General features: G+C 64.2%; 12 protein-coding genes and 1 pseudogene. 3 read left to right on the forward strand and 10 right to left on the reverse strand.

Annotated features, from left to right (window positions below; translation table 11 throughout):
• The first annotated feature begins 8 nt into the window (after window positions 1–8).
• Window positions 9–1334 (forward strand): annotated as a pseudogene (locus tag RQH86_RS05855) (XVIPCD domain-containing protein).
• Window positions 1335–1629: 295 nt separating this feature from the next.
• Here the strand turns inward: RQH86_RS05855 and RQH86_RS05860 are convergent.
• From RQH86_RS05860 to RQH86_RS05900, 9 genes are all read right to left on the reverse strand, one after another.
• A complete protein-coding gene (locus RQH86_RS05860; protein WP_311240231.1) occupies window positions 1630–4296 on the reverse strand; it encodes a M1 family metallopeptidase in 2667 nt (888 codons plus the stop codon).
• Window positions 4297–4954: 658 nt separating this feature from the next.
• The gene (locus RQH86_RS05865; protein WP_055845741.1) at window positions 4955–6247 is read right to left on the reverse strand and encodes an adenylosuccinate synthase; all 1293 of its coding nucleotides are present in this window, start codon (window positions 6245–6247) and stop codon (window positions 4955–4957) included.
• A gap of 415 nt (window positions 6248–6662) precedes the next feature.
• Window positions 6663–6848, reverse strand: a complete 186-nt coding sequence (locus tag RQH86_RS05870) for a DUF2065 family protein (protein ID WP_055846303.1) — start codon at window positions 6846–6848, stop codon at window positions 6663–6665.
• Window positions 6849–7364: 516 nt separating this feature from the next.
• Entirely contained in the window at window positions 7365–7829 is a 465-nt protein-coding gene (locus RQH86_RS05875) for a transposase (RefSeq protein WP_311240670.1), read from the reverse strand.
• A 441-nt stretch (window positions 7830–8270) separates the two neighbouring features.
• On the reverse strand, window positions 8271–9134 hold the full coding sequence (locus RQH86_RS05880; RefSeq protein ID WP_055845747.1) for a protease modulator HflC: 864 nt from the start codon (window positions 9132–9134) through the stop codon (window positions 8271–8273).
• Window positions 9131–10267: an FtsH protease activity modulator HflK gene (hflK, locus tag RQH86_RS05885; protein WP_055845750.1), complete on the reverse strand. Its 1137-nt coding sequence runs from the start codon at window positions 10265–10267 to the stop codon at window positions 9131–9133. The genes RQH86_RS05880 and hflK overlap by 4 nt, the downstream gene beginning before the upstream one ends.
• 978 nt (window positions 10268–11245) lie before the next feature.
• The gene (gene pilH / locus RQH86_RS05890; RefSeq protein WP_008578169.1) at window positions 11246–11632 is read right to left on the reverse strand and encodes a twitching motility response regulator PilH; all 387 of its coding nucleotides are present in this window, start codon (window positions 11630–11632) and stop codon (window positions 11246–11248) included.
• A 449-nt stretch (window positions 11633–12081) separates the two neighbouring features.
• On the reverse strand, window positions 12082–12978 hold the full coding sequence (locus RQH86_RS05895) for a DnaJ C-terminal domain-containing protein (RefSeq protein ID WP_115512318.1): 897 nt from the start codon (window positions 12976–12978) through the stop codon (window positions 12082–12084).
• Between the two features lie 404 nt (window positions 12979–13382).
• Window positions 13383–13859: an Hsp20/alpha crystallin family protein gene (locus RQH86_RS05900; protein WP_055845757.1), complete on the reverse strand. Its 477-nt coding sequence runs from the start codon at window positions 13857–13859 to the stop codon at window positions 13383–13385.
• 163 nt (window positions 13860–14022) lie between these two features.
• Here RQH86_RS05900 and RQH86_RS05905 point away from each other — a divergent pair, with 163 nt between their 5' ends.
• Both RQH86_RS05905 and RQH86_RS05910 read left to right on the forward strand, forming a co-directional pair.
• On the forward strand, window positions 14023–14505 hold the full coding sequence (locus tag RQH86_RS05905) for a peroxiredoxin (RefSeq protein ID WP_311240669.1): 483 nt from the start codon (window positions 14023–14025) through the stop codon (window positions 14503–14505).
• A 42-nt stretch (window positions 14506–14547) separates the two neighbouring features.
• Window positions 14548–15108: a ferritin-like domain-containing protein gene (locus RQH86_RS05910; RefSeq protein ID WP_055845761.1), complete on the forward strand. Its 561-nt coding sequence runs from the start codon at window positions 14548–14550 to the stop codon at window positions 15106–15108.
• Between the two features lie 480 nt (window positions 15109–15588).
• Here RQH86_RS05910 and pbpC read toward each other — a convergent pair whose 3' ends face one another.
• Complete coding sequence (gene pbpC, locus RQH86_RS05915) at window positions 15589–18009, reverse strand: penicillin-binding protein 1C (protein ID WP_311240589.1); 2421 nt, start codon at window positions 18007–18009, stop codon at window positions 15589–15591.
• Window positions 18010–18021 lie beyond the last annotated feature (12 nt).

Here is an 18021-nt window from a genome sequence, read left to right on the forward strand (position 1 = left end):
AGTAACCGATGAGCGGACTGACTGAGCAAGACTTGGAAATCCTTTCCGACTACGCAAATAAAGGCAACCGAGCGCTGTATTGGAACTATCTTTCGCAGCTTGATGGCGCAGACGGCTATGGGACATTGGCGTTAGGCGTAGTGCGCAACGACAGCTTGCCAGGGCAAGTGGCTAACAGTTACGCACAAAATTACGCCAAAACACAGCACGATAATGGCTCGCGCTTTGCCAATGCTGAATTGAGCGAACGCCAGTGGGAAGAGTTCGGACAAACGCTGCTCAAGAAAGATCTTGAGCTTCGGCAATCTTGGTTCGACAAAGAGCGTCCGGATATGGCGCTGAACCTTCCTGGCAAGGACGTCATGCGTGCACACGATCAAGCCTTCCTGGACCATGAGCTCGACCCCAACTGCTGGACACCCCGCGTGCTCCTGCAAGCGGCCCTAGAAAAAAGCGGCCCCCAGAAGCTGGAACAGATCTGGTCCAACATGCTCGACAACGATTACGTCGGTGCCGCTCGCATCAGCAATACCGGCTACGAGACCTTTGCGCAGATGGGCTTGGTGGACGGTAGCCAGTACCTGGCCAAGTTGGGGGCGACCGAAGCGATCCAGATGCTGGAGGGCCGTTCTGCGATCGATCCGAACGTCATCGGCAGCAACAGTTTCTATGCGATGTACTTCGAAAAAGAACAGAAGTGGATGAATGTCAGCGTCGGTGGCGGGCATCCTTCCATGCGCGAAGAAACCAATCCCGCGCGCCTTGCAGAACTCAACGATACACGCTAAGTCCGCATGGAGCGCCAGCAGAAAGCGACGCAATTTCATGAGGACGATCAGCACCGCTCCATCACCCGCAGCCCGTTCACGGCATCGGTCGATGGCGTGCCCGATCGGACGCAAGCACCTACCAAGCTGGCCGATATCGGCCCGGGCCACCGCGACTACGCGTTGCTGCAACAGGTAAGCGCTGGCGTGAGCGCGATCGACGCGCAAGCCGGGCGCACACCGGACGAAAGCAGCGAACGCCTGGTGGCCAGTGCCATGAACCTGGCCCGCCAGAACAATATGGACCGTGTAGATCATGTGGCGCTGAGCACGCAGACCGCGCAACACCCGGCCGGATACACGGTGTTTGTGGTGCAAGGTGCATTGAACGACCCTGCACACCTGCGTGCATCGATGCCCACCGATGAGGCGGTGCGCACACCGGTGGGACAATCGCTGCAGCAGCTGGAAATTGCGACAGTGGATCGTCAGCAGGCAGCGCCGCAGAGCCAACAGCAGGAGATGGACAACCGCTCACGTGAGGCTCCGGCAATGCGGATGGCTTGAGTGCAATCTTGCATAACGCAGCGTTGCGAGGCATCTTCGCCGTGTAATACGGATTGCGCGTAGACGACCAGCGTCGCTTCGTGATGCAAGTGGTCATGTTGAAACGCTCAACAAATGCTGCATGCCGCGCAACTCCAAAAGTCGCACTAAGCTCAAACGCACAACTGCTTGCCCCTCCAGTGCCATACGCCCTTGCGCGAATCGGCAGACTGCAAACAGGCACTCACCTCCAGTACGCGACACGAAAAAGCCCGGCGGTTGCCGGGCTTTTTCGTTAACTCACATCCGGCAATGCTCAGCCCTTGCGCGCCTTCAACCACGCCTCGATCTGCGGCACCAATGCCGCGCGCAGCTTGATCCGGGTCTGGATGCCGGTGATGGCGGTTTCTGCATCGCGGCGCGAGGTGGGAGCCAGGTACTGGTCTGCGTAGGCCTTGATCTTGTCAGCCATCTTCGGGTCGACCGAGCCGGAACCCAGACTCGGGTAATAGCGGGCACGCGAGGTAGAGTCGATCAGGCCATCCACCTGCTGCCGATGCGCCACGGCGAAGTCGAAGCCCAGGTCCGGATGTTCGCTCGCCACCATGTCGATCATGCTGGCACCGGTGGTGGCGCCTGGCTCGGCGGTCAAGGCCAGCTCCAGTGCACGCTTGGCCAAGGCCTGGTCCTTTGTTGCCGCCAGCAGGCCATAGTACTGGTCGCGGATCATCGAAGAGGTTTCCTTCTTCGCCATCGCATGCAGCGCGTCCCAGGTGGCGGCATCGGCATTGCGCGCGACGATGCTCAGCACGCTGGTGCGCAGCTCCGGCGACAGCGACGCCGGGTCGGCCTGGAAGGCGGCAAAACGGCGGCGCGCTTCGGCAATGAGCTGCGCGTCGCCCATGTCGCTGAGGCTGCCAATCAGCCGCGTGCGCAGTTGCTTGATCTGCGCCGAATCGCCAACGCGATCGTCCCAGCCCAGCGTGGCGAATTGCGGTGCCAGCCGCGAGGTGGCATACGACCGCCATGCGGCACGGGTGGCCGGATATTGCTTGAGCATGTCGTCGACGCTGTCCACAGTGCCGGCCACCGTTTCCCACAGGTCCGGCGAAGCGCCCACCGCCACCTTGGTGGTCAACTCCAGCGCATCTGCCTGCGGTTGCAGGCCAACCATGGCAAGCGCACTGGTATCCATCATCAAGCCAAGCTGGTCCACCACCGGCAGGCTGGAAAATGCAGTGCTGAGCGCCTTGAACTGTGCAGGTGCATAGCGGGTACGGAAGTAGCCTTTCTGCCCGGCGTTGACAACCACCGGTGCATCGCAGCCGGGCAATTGCAGCTGTGCGCTGCCATCCACCAGCACGCGTACCGGCGCGCCGTTGCCGGCACGCACGGCGACCGGCACATGCCAGCGCAGCGGCTGCTTGTCGGGGCGATCGAGCGTGTATTCGCCCTGCTGCAGGGTGAGGTTGGTCTGCCCGTCCACACATGTGGAGGCGACATTGATCAACGGCACGCCGGGCTGGGTGGTGAAGTCGTGTGCGACCTGGGTGAATTGCGTGCCCGGTGCCATCGCATCGACCTGCTGCCACAACGCATCGGTCACCGCGTTGCCGTACTGATGTTGCTTGATGTAACTGCGCACGCCGGCGCGCCATTGCTCGGCGCCGACGTAGTCTTCGAGCATGCCGATGACCGCTTCGCCCTTGTCGTAGGTGATCACGTCGAATGCCTGGCTGGCCTGCTCCACGGTGTCCACGTGCTGCACGACCGGATGGGTGGTGGCATAGGCATCGCGCCGCATCGCTGCACGGCTCTTGAACGCCGCACTGGTCTTGTCGATATCCCATTCCGGGTGAAGCATCGCGGTGGTTCGCGATTCCATCCAGTTGGCGAAACCTTCGTTGAGCCACAGGTCGTCCCACCACGCCATGGTGACCAGATTGCCGAACCACTGGTGGGCGATTTCATGCGCAGCGATGGTGAACACGGCCTGTTTGCTGTTGATGTCGGCCACCGCCGGGTCGAGCAGCAACACGTACTCGAACGTAAAGATCGCGCCCCAGTTCTCCATCGCGCCGAAAAACTGGCTCTGCCCGGGCGCAGCAATGTTGTCCAGCTTGGGCAGCGGATACGGCACGCCGAAGTAATCGTTGTACGCATGCAGCACATCGCGGCTGGATTCCAGTGCGAACTTGGCTTGATCGACCTTGCCGGCCTGCGCGATCACACCGATCTCGGTGCCGTTATCGGCCTTGACCGTGGCGCGCTCGAAGTCGCCCAGGCTCATGAACAGCAGGTAGGTGGACATCTTGGGCGTGGTCTGGAAAACGACCTTCTTCATTCCGCCCGCCGCTGCGCTGGAACGCGCCACCGGCATGTTGCTCACGGCCATCTGCTTGGCCGGCGCATTCACCGTCAGGTCGAACGTGGCCTTGAAATTAGGCTCATCCCAGGACGGAATGAAGCGACGCGCATCGGAATTTTCGAACTGGGTAAACAGCGCGCGGCGCTGGCCCTGCGGCGTGGTGTAATCCAGCGCAAACAAGCCATTGGCCTGCGTGTTGATGATGCCGCTGTAGTCGATGGATAACACGTAGTTGCCCGGTGCCAGCGGTGTGCCGGTATCGAAGCGCGCGGTCTGCGCATCGGCGTCGGTGGCGATCTTGGTCGCTACCGGCTTGCCGCCCGCTGATGCGAGCGTAGCCTTGGAAAAGCGCAGATTGGCCGCCTGTAACACGATGGCATCGGTGGCGGTGAGCACCTGGAGATCGATGCGCACCTTGCCATCGAAGGTCATCTTGTCGGCATGCGGGGTGATCTCCACCGCGTAATGCGTCGGCCTGGCGGTTCGCGGCAGCTGGGTAGTGACCTGCGAGGTCGATGGAGCCCCCGTCTCGGGAGCAGCGGCAGCATGCGCCACGGTGGCGGCGGACGTGCTGGCCAGCGCCAGTGCAATTGCAGTCACCAAAATATGGCGCATGAGGTTCCTAACGTGATGGAAGTTGTCCGTGCAGAATCATCGCGTCAACGCAGATACCCCAACACAGCCGAAAGTCACGTCCACGCCTTGCGAGCACGAAAACGTAGACGTGGAAAAGAAGCGTTGATGCTGCCGATGATAATCAAAGCAAGCCGGCGCGAACGGACACCGGATGGCGGGGCCATGCTACAGGCCAGCGGTGAACACGACTCGTATCAAGGCGGCTGATGCGCAGTTGGTAATGGCGGTGATGCGTCGCGCGCCCAATACCTCCAGCACCACTCGGCATGATGCCGACGCTACACATCCGCCGTAGTCGCAGTCGGCCTGCCTGATCGGCTGCACTGCGTGCGCAAGCGGGCCTTGGACTGCAATCAGGCTGCCGGCACGTACACCATTACTCCGCTGCCTAAGGCGACGCGCGATAGCGTGACAAAGAAAAGCCCCGCTTTCGCAGGGCCTTCTTGTTTCCATGACGCATCAGCCAATCAGGCGAACGGGTCCTGCAGCACCATGGTGTGGTCGCGGTCCGGGTTGGACTGCAATCAGCTGCCGGCACGTACACCATTACTCCGCTACCTAAGGCGACGTGCGATAGCGTGACAAAGAAAAGCCCCGCTTTCGCAGGGCTCTCTTGTTTCAATGACGCATCAGCCGATCAGGCGAACGGGTCCTGCAGCACCATGGTGTGGTCGCGGTCCGGGCCGGTGGAGACGATGCTGATCGGGCAGCCGGCCAGTTCTTCCAGCGCGCGCAGGTAGGCGCGTGCAGCAGGCGGCAACTCGTCCCACACGGTGATGCCGTGGGTGTTCTCGCTCCAACCCGGGAACTCCAGGTACACCGGCGTGCACTCTTCCCAGCCTTGTGCATCCAGCGGCGCGTATTCGGTGCGCTTGCCGCGGTATTCGTACGCGATGCAGACCTTGAGCTTTTCCATGCCGTCCAGCACGTCGAGCTTGGTGATGCACAGGCCAGAGATCCCGTTGATGGCCACCGCGCGCTTGAGCGCGACGATGTCCATCCAGCCGCAACGACGCGGGCGGCCGGTGGAGGCGCCGTACTCGGCACCGCGGTCGCGGATGCCCTGGCCCACTTCGTCGTCCAGTTCGGTCGGGAACGGGCCGCCACCCACGCGCGTGGCGTAGGCCTTGGCAATGCCCAGCACGTAGTCGATCGCATCGGCGCCAACACCGGTGCCGGCCAGTGCGCCGCCCACGGTGGTGTTGGAGCTGGTGACGTACGGATAGGTGCCGTGGTCGATGTCCAGCAACGCGCCCTGCGCGCCTTCGAACAGCACGCGCTTACCCTGCTTGCGCAGGTCGTGCAGGATGCCGGCCACGTCGTACTTCATCGGCTGCACGTAGTCGCCGAACGCCAGCGCTTCGTCGTAGGTCTTCTGGAAATCGACCGCTTCCACGCCCAGGTACTTGGTCAGCACGAAGTTGTGGTAATCGAGCGCGGTGCGCAGCAGTTCTTCCAGCTGCGGCGGGTAATGCAGGTCGGCGATGCGGATACCGCGACGCGCCACCTTGTCTTCATACGCCGGGCCGATGCCGCGACCGGTGGTGCCGATGGCCTTGCCGCCGGCGGCCTTTTCGCGCGCCTGATCCAGGGCGATGTGGTACGGCATGATCAGCGGGGCAGCCGGGGAAATCTTCAGGCGCGAACGCACCTCCACACCGGCGCCTTCCAGCTCACTGATTTCCTTGATCAGCGCAGCCGGGGAGATCACCACACCATTGCCGATCAGGCACAGCGCGTCATCGCGCAGGATGCCGGACGGGATCAGATGCAAGACGGTCTTCTTGCCGTTGATGACCAGGGTATGGCCGGCGTTGTGGCCGCCCTGGAAGCGGACGACCGCACCGATCTCTTCGGTAAGCAGATCGACGATCTTGCCTTTGCCTTCATCGCCCCACTGGGCACCGAGCACGACAACTGACTGACCCATGACGGGTGGACTCCTGAGTTTTGCTGCGGCCATCGGGGCCGCGGGATGGGACCGGTTCGGGGCTGGCGGCGCCACCTTGCGCGCGGCTCCATCGGGGAGCGTTGCAGCAGCGACCAACCCGGACACGGAAAAAGCCGAACGGAGTGCTCTGGTTGGAGCGTGCCCGGCCGGCTTTTGTGCATTATCCGGGTTTCGGGTGACGTGCACTACCCCTGGCGAGGCGGCGGATCGGGGGCTGGTCAGATTGCGGCTGGCCGTCGGTTGGTGGGTGCTGCCGAATGCTGCCGGTCTCTACACTGGCCGTCGAAAATCTCCAATTCCCTCGGGCCGTAGGAGCGCACCTGGGCGCGACGCTTTGCTAGGAATGCCTGTCGCGCCCAGGTGCGCTCCTACGCTGCCGGAATGGACGGCCCGCTCAGTGCCGCACGATCCACAGCGCGATCGCCCCCATGACCAGGGTGACGCCGCCGATAGCGCGCAGTTGGGCGGTGGGCAGGCTGAACAGTTGCTCGACCATGCGCTTCCAGGCGGTGGGCGCCGCAAATAGCAGCAAGCCTTCAATGACGGCGATCAAGCACAACGCTGACAGAAATTCGTGCATCAACAACACCAGGACAACGTGGGGATCTGCAGTGTGCCGGTTCGGCAACCAACAGGCCTACAGCGTAGGAGCGCACCCGGGCGCGACGGGCATTACCGGTAAAGCTATCGCGCCCAGGTGCGCTCCTACGCGGCTGGGTCTGGCTCATAAAACCAAGCAAGCCTCACTCGTCATCTGGGACGCCCGGGCGCGATCGACACCCTGGGAATCTACAAAAGACAATCCACCAGGCAGGTAGGCCAAGCAGGCCTGCATCGTAGGAGCGCACCCGGGCACGATGGGCATTACCGGTAAAGCTGTCGCGCCCAGATGCGCTCCTACTCGGCTGGGTCTGGCTCATAAAAACCAAGCAAGCCTCACTCGTCATCTGGGATGCCCGGGCGCGATAGACACCCTGGGAATCTACAAAAGACAATCCACCCGGCAGGCAGGCCTGCATCGTAGGAGCGCACCTGGGCGCGACGGGCATTACTCAGAAACCGAGTCGCGCCCAAATGCGCCCCACGCTGCCCGGTCTCACAGCCAGATTGCGTGCCAGAACGGGTAATCGCCGAGGCGGGTAACCAGTCCGGCCCGCAGTGGATTGGCGACTAGGTAACGCGCCACTGCGTGCAGGTCGGCGTCTTTGCGCAACGCGTGGTCGTGGTAGCTGCGGCTCCAGACCGGCACGCGATGTTGACGCTGATCGTTCACCGCACGCGCTGCGCACGCTTTCATGCGCGATACGGTGTCGGCCAACGATGTGGCGCTGCCGAGTTGCACCAACCAATGCACATGATCAGGCATCAACACCCAGGCCAGCAGCCTGGCATCGGGTGGCGTTGCTGCAGTGAACGCCCGACAGGCCGCGGCGGCGAGCAGAAAATCTGCAAACACAACGCGACGCTGCCATGTCGTGGTGGTCAACAGGTAACCGCCGTTGGGCAAAGACTGTCTGCCGCGGCGCAGCGCGCGATGCCCGGGTGAGTGGACGTTGGTCATGCGGCAATGCTGATGGCCTCGCAGCATGGGGGATATCGGGGGTTGCCTGGTTTTGCTTTAGGAAATCTACGTTTAGCTGGCTGGTTGAAATTTGAAGACAGTCGGTTGGGTATGCCGGCAAGGCCCTGTCGCGCCCAGGTGCGCTCCTACGGCTGGCATTGGGCTAGAGACTTGCCAGGTAACTGCGGCTCCTGACGCATGCTTCAACACCCCGAAACGCACACCCACGATAAGCGCAACGCGTAGGAGCGCACCTTGGGCGCGACGCTTTGCTGGGAATGCCTGTCGCGCCCGGGTGCGCTCCTACGTGACGGGCTCGTTGGGCGAGCATGCAACTGTTTGGCCGTGACGGGCACAAAAAAACGCCCGCATTGCGCGGGCGTTTTCAGTTCAACACTGATCACCTCGGTACAAGGTGATCAGCAATTCAACACTGAGCGATCAACGATCGCTCTTGAGGTACTGCAGGAACGGGTCGTTCTTGTCGAGCACGATCACGCCGTTGCCGTCGGCCATCGATTCGCGATAGGCCTCCAGACTGCGGTAGAAGGCGTAGAACGAAGGATCCTTTGCGCCGGCCTGGCCGTAGATGCGGGCCGCGTCGGCATCGCCTTCGCCACGCAGCTTCTGTGCATCGCGCTCGGCGTCGGCCCTGATGACCGTGCTTTCGCGGTCGGCTTGCGCACGGATGGTCAGTGCCTGCTCTTCGCCTTCTGCACGCAGCTTGCTGGCTTCCTGCTTGCGCTGGGCGCGCATGCGCTCGTAGACGTCGGTGATCACCTGGCTGTCGGTCGGCAGGTCGATTTGCTTGATGCGCAGGTCGGTGATCTGCATCCCTAAGCCCTTGATGGCGCCGTTGATGCCCTTGAGCTGGCTGGCGATCAATTCGCTGCGGTCGCCGGAGACCAGCTGCTGCAAGGTGCGCGAGTTGATCTGGTTGCGCAGCGAGTCGGTGATGATCGGTGCCAGGCGCGAATTGGCCACCGACTCTTCACCACCGGTGGCGCGATAGAACGCACGCACATCGGAGATGTAGCCGATGGCAAAGAAGTCCACGCTCACGTCTTTCTGCTCGGCGGTGAAATACCGCGCCGGGGCGGTATCGAGCACCTGGAAGCGGCGATCGAACACACGCACCGATTCCACCACCGGAATCTTGAAGTGCAGGCCGGGCTTGAGGTCGGCACGCACCACGCGGCCCAGGTTGAGCACCATGGCGGTCTGGTCTTCGCGCACCACGAACACCGAGCCCATCAGGGTCAGCAACACGGCGACGATCAGGCCGATGACTAGCGAATTTTTCATTGTTCGGTTCCCTCACGGCCGGTCGGGCGCGGGCCGCGTTCCGGGTTGCGGATGGCCTCGCTGCTGGCGCTTTGCGGCGGATTCAACAACACGTCCTGCGGCACCATCGACGGCATGCCGCCATTGCCCGCGTTGCCGCCGGCGTTGGCAGCCTTGCCAGCATCTGGCAGCGGCACATAGATGACCTGGCGACCATCGCTGCCGATCACCTTACGGTTCTCCGACAACACCTTTTGCACGGTTTCCAGCCACAGCCGCTTGCGCGTGACCTCGGGGGCATTGGCGTACTGCTCCTGCAGCAGGGTGAAGCGGTCGGCGTCGCCCTCGGCCTTGGAGATCACCGCTTCCTTGTAACCTTCGGCACCGGTACGGGTGCGTGCGCCCTGGCCGCGTGCCTCGGGCACCACCTTGGCGGCGTAGGCCTGAGCTTCGTTGATCAGGCGCTCGCGCACCTGCTGGGCACCGTTGACCTCGTCGAAGGCCGGCTTCACTTCTTCCGGCGGACGCGCGTCTGGCAGGGTCACGCCGGTCACGGCCAATCCGGTGTTGTAGGCATCCAGCGCCATCTGCAGACGGTCCTTGGAGGCGATCGCCAGCGGGCCGCGATTGTTGAGCACGGTATTGAGGTCAGACCGACCCACCTGCTCACGCACGGCACTCTGCGCGGCCTGCTCCAGCACCAGATCGGCATTACGCGAGCCGAACAGGTATTTGCGCGGGTCGCTGATCTGGTACTGCACGTTGAGCGAGACGTTGACGATGTTCTCGTCGCGCGTCAGCACCGGGACCTGATTGCTGAAGGTCTTGATCTCGGTTGCATTGACCTTGCGTACCGACTCGATGGGCCAGGGCAGCTTGAAGCTCGGGCCGGGCTGCAGGATGCGCGAGAACTGGCCGAAGCGCAGCACCACGCCACGCTGCTGTTCGCCGATGAGCTGGAAGCTGGAGAACAGCACCATCAGCACCACCGCGACCAGAATCCAGCGCCCCACGCCGCCGTCGAACAGCTCCTTCAACGGGGCGGGCAGATTGCCCCAGCCACCACCGTTGCCACCACCGCGCGGGCCCCAGGACCTGCGACGGTTGGGATCCGGGCCGTCTCCGCCCTTGTTGCCGGGTGTGTTCCAGGCCATGCACGCTCCATGATCGAGGGGCTGTGCGGGCCAGTCCCGCAGTGCCGCCGTGTTGTTTGATTCGCCGATTCTACTAGATGGGGCAGACCGGCCGTTTTGAAAGGCCCTGATTGGTGCATCGGCGGTTTAGCCGGCGGGATGAATCAAGGGGTTGGCAGTTCTTGGCGGGGTGGAGACGAGGTAGCGGCGCCAGGTTATAGGTCGGCAGGAGCCCTCAATGCGCAAAACGGGTGCCGAGATCGAAGGCGCGGAGCCGACCGCTTCGCTACCGGGAGGCTTGGCCGAGCCGACCCAGCGCGGCCGACGCGCCCTCGGCGCTCCTGCGCTCGACATGGGCACTTCGAGACCGTGACCGGCACCAGCACCAGCACGCACCGTGACGACAGCGGCTGTACCGCGCCAATCAATGGTAGGAGGACGGGGTTGGTGCACTCACGCGCACTGGCACATCGGCCAGGAGGGACGGCTGGTGCTGGAATGGACGGCTGTTGATCGAGGACAGCACTGCCGTGGCGCATCGCTCGTATTGCGCTGCGCTTTGACAGCGCATGCAATGTCACGCTTGCAGGCATGTGACCGACGATCGACCACCTGACTGATTAGGCGGCGCCTACTAAACCGGCGCGCTGACCCGCGCGGCAGCCAGGCGTCGCGAGTGCCATCGCGCAGGCGCGCTTCGGGCTCGATGCTGCGATGGCACGGCAGCGATGATTAGCTGCGGTCTGTCGCGCGCTGCCATCGATATCGTGGGCAGCGGCGGAGAACTGCGTGCTGCCATGCAGCGGAGCGGCGAAACAACGAAGCCGCCCCATCGGGCGTTGCCGCACCGGACGCGCCCGATGGCAAGCACGCATGCGCGCAGACCGTTGGCAATTGCCGGTTCGCAGTGAGGCGATTGCCATTCGCTACGGCGATGACGCTGGAAGTCATCGCCTGCTCGCGCGCGACTCCCGGCGCAGTTGCCGCGGATGTCAGCGATCACGCCTTGGGCGGTTCGTCCTTCTGGTTGAACACCCGCTCCATCACTTCCAGCAGCTCGTCTTCGGAAAACGGCTTGGTGATATAGGCGCGCGCGCCTTGGCGCATGCCCCACATGCGGTCGGTGTCCTGATCCTTGGTGGTCACCAGGATCACCGGGATGTGCTGGGTGGTGGGCTCGCGCTTGAGCGTGCGCGTGGCCTGGAAGCCATTGAGGTTGGGCATGACCACGTCCATCAGCACCAGATCCGGCAACGACTCCTTGGCCGCTTCCACGCCGGCGGCGCCATCGGTGGCGGTGATGGTTTCGTGTCCCAACTTCTCGACGATGCGCTGAATCCCCAGCAGCTGCGACGGCGAGTCGTCGACGATCAAAATGCGTGCCATGTGTTTCCCCTAGTGTGCGCGGCGAGTGTAGTGCGCCAGCTGCGCTTTCGGTAGCTGGGGGCAATAGCGCGATGGTCGAAGGCTGTGCTGCGCTGCGGTGCACACGGTGCTCGCCTTCGCACTCCTGTGCGCCGTGGTGGGCGGTGAGGGGTTGGAAGCGAGGTGCAGGCGATGCGTCGCGCTTCGGCTAAGGAGGCTGCTGGCGCTGACTGCTGGAGGGACGCTTGGATCCAGCTTCGCTCGCTGGACGCAACGTCCGCCATTGAAGTGGCGCCCGGCCGAAGTTGACTGACGCCGGCAACGGCACGGGGCGGCCGTACCCTCACCCCAACCCCTCTCCCGCAGGAGAGGGGCTTTCGCGCCTTCTCATATTGGGAGGCTCGCGCGTTGCGACGGGCGAGACGTCTGGACCTCAGCGCCGCCTCTACGAAGAGAGGCGCCTGTGGACCTCACACCGTCTCGCCGAAGGCCTTGGCCAGGTTGCGGTAGGCCTTTTTCTGCGCGTCGTCGGTGGGGGCCGGGGCCAGGATTTCCAGCTCCACGATTTGATCGCCCGGGGGAGTGCCCGGCAGGCCGCGGCCGCGCAGGCGCAGTTTGCGGCCGGCATCCGAGTCGGCGGGCACCTTCAATTCCACCGATCCGCCCAGGGTCGGCACGCTGATGGTGGTGCCCAGCGCCGCCTGCCAGGGCATGACCTGCAGGAAGTAGAGAATGTTGCGCCCGTCCACCTCGAACTGAGGATGCGCGGCGTATTCGATCTCCAGCAGCAGATTGCCGCCGCCGTTGCCCTGCCCGCTCAGGCGAATCACCTGGCCGGGCTGCACGCCCTTGGGCACGCGCACGTCCAGCTGCTTGCCGTTGATGGTGATACGGACGCTGTCGCCCGAATGCACCGCTTCCAGCGGGACCGCCAGCTTGGCGCGGGTGTCACCACGCGCCTGCGGCCCCGGCCCTGCGCCAGGACCGGCACCCGGGCCGCGCGGGCGGCCGCCGCGCTGGCCGGCGAACAGGCTTTCGAAGAAGTCGCTGAAGCCGCCACCGGCGCCCCCGTTGCCGAACACCTCTTCATAGTCGAAGCCCTGCCCGCCCCCGTGGCTGGGCGGCGCCTGGAACTCGTCGCCCGGGCGATAGCCCTGCGCCTTCAACTGGTCGTAGGCCTTGCGCTTTTGCGGATCGCGCAGCGCCTCGTAGGCTTCATTGATCGCCTTGAATTTGTCTTCGGCGCCGGCTTCCTTGCTGACGTCGGGGTGGTACTTGCGCGCCAATCGGCGATACGCGGTCTTGATCTCCGCATCGCCTGCGCTGGGCTCCACGCCCAGCGTTGCGTAGTAATCCTTGAATTCCATCTATTCACCTCTGGAAAAAAAACGGCCCGCAGCCAGGGCCACGAGCCAGTTCGAGAGGCAGACACCATGTGGGACGGCCATGCATGGCGCGGCGGTGGGAATCGTGGGTACATGCCGTCCCTGCCGATTCCAGACACCAACCGCGCCCGCGTGGCGGTCACGCAACAGGGTTGCTGGCCGATCTCTTCGCAGCCGGGCGGGCGACCGTGCCTATTCTACGGCGCGGCCGTCGCCGGGGAGCGAAGTCGGTGACTTCGCTCCAGGTCCATGACTTGTCAGCACGTGTCCCGCAGCACGCCGCGATGCCGGTCGGCGGCGACTGGCGAGCCGGGCCGGGGTGTCATGCACACCCCGGCCACAGTCCTGTCCGGCATCCGCCGCGCATGCGGCGGCTGCGATGGCGCTTACTGCACCGTGCTGCCGCCGGTGTCCTGCCCGTTGCCCACCTGAATGCGACGCGGGGTGGCTGCCGGCCGCTTGGGAATGCGGATTTCCAGCACGCCGTTGTGACCGGCGGCGGTGATGCCATCGGCATCGGCACTGTCGGGCAGCGCGAAACGCCGATGGAAACTGCCGTAGCGGCGCTCGATGCGCGAGAAGCGCTCGGTGTCGGTGCTGGACTCGCTCTTGCGCTCGCCTTTGATCGACAGGATGCCCTTGTCCATCTGCACCTCGATCTGGCTGGGGTCGATGCCTGGCAGATCGGCATACAGCACGAAATGGTTGGGCTCTTCCGTGATGTCCACACGCGGCACCCATTGGGCGGTGACCACGGCCGATTCGTCGGTATCGCTGTTCTGTTCGAAGAAACGATCGAACACGTGCTTGATCTCGTTTTGCAGCGCGTGCGTGGGCCACTGGGGATAACGAACGATGTTCATTGCAAGCCTCCAAAAGGTTGGGTGAGGGGCCGGCGACGGCGGCATGCACCACCGCGCCGGCCATGTGCGTCAGATAGGCGTGCCCGTGCGAATTTCAAGCGCGTTGACGCGCTTTTGCCCTGCCCTTTTCTAGACTTCGTTCAGCCACACAGAGACCAGCCCCATGACCATCGCCGTTGGTGACAGCATTCCCGAAGTAGTGCTCAAGCGCATGCGCGAAGGCATCGAAGCGGTCGACACGTATCGCTTGTTCGCCGGCCGCAAGGTGCTGCTGTTTGCAGTGCCGGGCGCATTCACGCCGACCTGCTCGGCCAAACACTTGCCGGGGTATGTGGAGCACTTCGAAGAGTTCCGCAAACGCGGCATCGACGTGTTGTGCACCGCCGTCAACGACCCGTTCGTGATGCAGGCCTGGGGCCGCGCCCAGTTGGTTCCCGATGGTCTGCACCTGTTGCCCGACGGCAACGCCGAACTGGTTCGCGCACTGGGCCTTGAAATCGATGCGAGCGGTTCGGGCATGGGCCTGCGTTCGCGCCGCTATGCGTTGTATGCCGACGACGGCGTGGTCAAGGCCTTGTTTGTCGAAGAACCCGGCGAGTTCAAGGTGTCTGCGGCCGATTACGTGCTGCAGCATCTGCCCGATTGAAAAAGCGATTCCCCCGTCCACTCAGAAGGAAAACGGCCAGCCATGTCTGATCAGCCAGCCACCAACATCCCCGCCGGTATCACTGATACCGCCACCTTGCGCGCACGCGCACGCCAGAGCATCGAAGACGGCGCCATCACCGAGAGCTACCACGCCGACCGCGAGGCAGTGATCGCGCTGCTCAACACCGCGTTGGCGACCGAGTACGTGTGCACCCTGCGCTACTACCGCCACTACTTCATGGCCAAGGGCATGCTGGCCGACGCGGTCAAGGGCGAGTTTCTTGAGCATGCGCAGCAGGAGCAGGCGCATGCGCACAAACTGGCAGAGCGTATCGTGCAGCTGGGCGGCGAACCGGACCTCAACCCGGACACGCTGACCAAGCGCTCGCATGCCGAATACAAGGAAGGCACCGATCTGCGCGACATGGTCAAGGAGAACTTGATCGCCGAGCGCATCGCCATCGACAGCTATCGCGAGATGATCGATTTCATCGGCGACAAGGACACCACCACCAAGCGCATCCTGGAAAGCATTCTGGCCCAGGAAGAAGAGCACGCCGATGAGTTTGCCGACATGCTGGAAGGCTGGATCGGCGAGTGACTGTGTTGCGTCGGTGCTGATGGCGCCGATGCGACTGCAGCATCGAAGACGCAACACAAACAGGGCGCCGCTGGGCGCCTTGTTTGTGTGTGTGGTCTGGTGCAAACGCTGGCAGAAACCATGGTCTCCGTAGGAGCGCACCTGGGCGCGATGAAGCCTTACCGGTAACGCCCCATCGCGCCCGGGTGCGCTCCTACGTGCACGTCGGTATGCCGGCAACTACGTCGAAGCATTGTCGCCGGCCATTGCGGTGAGCGGGTGCTGGCTTGCCCGGCCTTGCTGATTGCTCAGATGCGACTGCAGCACCGAAGACGCAATACAAACAGGGCGCCGCCGGGCGCCTTGTTTGTGTTTGTGGCCTGGTGCAAACGGTGGCAGAAACCATGGTCCGCGTAGGAGCGCACCTGGGCGCGATGAAGCCTTACCGGTAACGCCCCATCGCGCCCGGGTGCGCTCCTACGAGAGCGGCTACTACACCACTCAACGCAAGACGCGAAACCGCACTTGCGTCCAGGCGCCATCGCTGGCCATGGCGGTGAGCGTGTGCTCTCCCACGTCCGCAAAGTCGCGCTGAAATCCCTGCCGTCCGTTGGTCTGTGCAATCCAACGACCGTCCAGCAGCCAGTCGATGCGCGCCTCGCTGCCCAGCGCGCGCAACTGCAGGCGCACCGGGCGTGCGGTGTCGTTTGCGCGGGCCAACGTGGCGCGGTCGCTCAATCCGTCGATGCGCAGCACGCCCCCGCCGGTCATGCGCCCGTCCGGTAGGCAGTCCGGTGCCAACGGCGGCAGCTGCGCGGCGGTGCGTTCTGCCGCGCTGAGCCAGGGCGACACCAGTGCCGGCCAGCGTGCCAATGCGCGTGGCGTGCGCGCATGTGGCTGCGTGCACTCCTGCGACAGGCGCTGGCCGCTGTGCGCGTCCACCTCGAACTGCAACCGCCCGCTTTGCCACAACCGCGCGTCGCGTTCGCCAAAGGTGGGCGGCAGCGCGCCATCCAGTGCGTAGGCCTCGGCACGGCGTGCGCACAGTGCCGGCGGCGTCTGCTCCAACGCGCCGCCGAGCGGCCAACAAATCTCCCTGGCCTGCACCGTGGCCGGTATCGGCAGCGGCGCGCTATCGCCGGCGTTGCGCGGCAATGCATCGATCACTTCGAACATCAGCGGCAATGCGGTTACCGCACCGTATTGGCCGGGCAACGGTGTGCCATCCGGGCGGCCAACCCACACACCCACGGTATAGCGCCGCGTGCCGCCAATGGCCCAGGCATCGCGGTAGCCGTAACTGGTGCCGGTCTTCCAGGCCACCCCAGGGCGGGCGGCGGTATCGAAGGTGCCGCTGCCGTAGCCGGGGCGCGGATTGCTCTGCAAAATCTCGCGCACGATCCAGGCCGCGCCCGGCGACATCAACCGTCGATCGATCCGTGCATCGTCCGGCGTGTAGCGCACGCGCCCGGCGATACCGCCACGATTGAGCGCCGCGAACGCGCCGACCAATTCCTGCAATTGCGCGCCGGTGCCGCCCAGGATCAACGCCAGCGATGGCGTGCTGCCACGCGGGAAGTGCAGCGCAATGCCGGCATTGGACAGCCGTGCGGCAAAACGTGCCGGGCCGATGCGATCAAGCAGGTCCACCGCCGGCACATTCAATGACAAGCGCAACGCGGTGGCGGCACTCACCGGTCCGTTGAAGGCGGCATCGAAGTTGCCGGGCCGGTAGTCGCCGAAGCTCTGCGGCGCATCCACCAACAAGCTTTCCGAATGGATCAAGCCATCGTCCAACGCCATACCGTACAAAAACGGTTTGAGCGTGGAGCCGGGCGAGCGCCAGGCCTGCACCATGTCCACATGGCCAAGCCGCTTGCGATCGCCGAAGCTGGCCGAGCCGACATAGGCGCGCGCTTCCATCGTGGCGTTGTCGATCACCAGCAGTGCGGCCGAAGTGCGCTCGGGCAATTGCGAAAAATACGTGGCCACGCGCTCTTCCAGGGTGCGCTGCAATTCCGCATCCAGCGTGGTGACGATGCGTGCAGCGCGCGGTTGCGCGCTATGCAACCGCTGCGCCAGCAGCGCGGCATGCAAGGGCGGTTTGAGCGCGCGCGTCACCACCGGTTCGATGCGGGCATCGTCGACCTGCGCGCGCGACCACACGCCCAGCTCCACCATGCGATCGAGCACCTTGTCGCGTGCACGCTGCGCCGCTTCCGGGTGGCGGTCCGGGCGCAGCCGGCTGGGCGATTGCGGCAACACCGCCAGCAACGCTGCTTCGGCCTGCGACAACGCGGTGGCCGGCTTGCCCAGATACGCCCAACTGGCCGCTTCCACGCCTTCGATGGTGCCGCCGTAGGGCGCGCGCTCCAGATACAGGGTGAGAATCTCGCGCTTGCTCAGATGCGCTTCCAGCTGCAGCGCGCGCAGCAACTGCTTGGCCTTGCCCCACGGCGTGCGCGTATGCGGGTCCAGGATGCGCGCCACCTGCATGGTCAAGGTCGAACCGCCGGAGACGATGCGTCCCTGCCCCAGCCACTGCCCGCCGGCACGCAACAAACCCCACGGGTTGACGCCGGGATGCCGCCAGAACCAGCGGTCTTCGTAGTTCAGCAAGGCCTGCAGATACAGCGGCGACACCGTGTCCGGGCTGGCCGGATAGCGCCACACGCCATTGCGATCGGCGAACGCGCGCAATGGCGTGCCATCGCGCGCCACCACCAGGGTGGAGGTGTCGCGCGATTTGGGCAGCGGCAGCGGGAAGGCCAGGTCCAGCACCAGCACCATGGCCAGCACCGCCGCTGTGCTCCAGCGTAGCCAGCTCAGCCAGCGCCGTCCGTTTCGGACCTGTGGGTTCGGCACTTGCGGGCGCTGCTGCGTCCGCTCTGTCCCTGTCTGCGCCTGCGATTGCTCATCCATCGTGCCAAGCAT

The organism is Xanthomonas sp. WCS2018Noco2-27 (assembly GCF_031843525.1).
In the GTDB taxonomy this organism is placed as follows: Bacteria; Pseudomonadota; Gammaproteobacteria; order Xanthomonadales; family Xanthomonadaceae; genus Xanthomonas.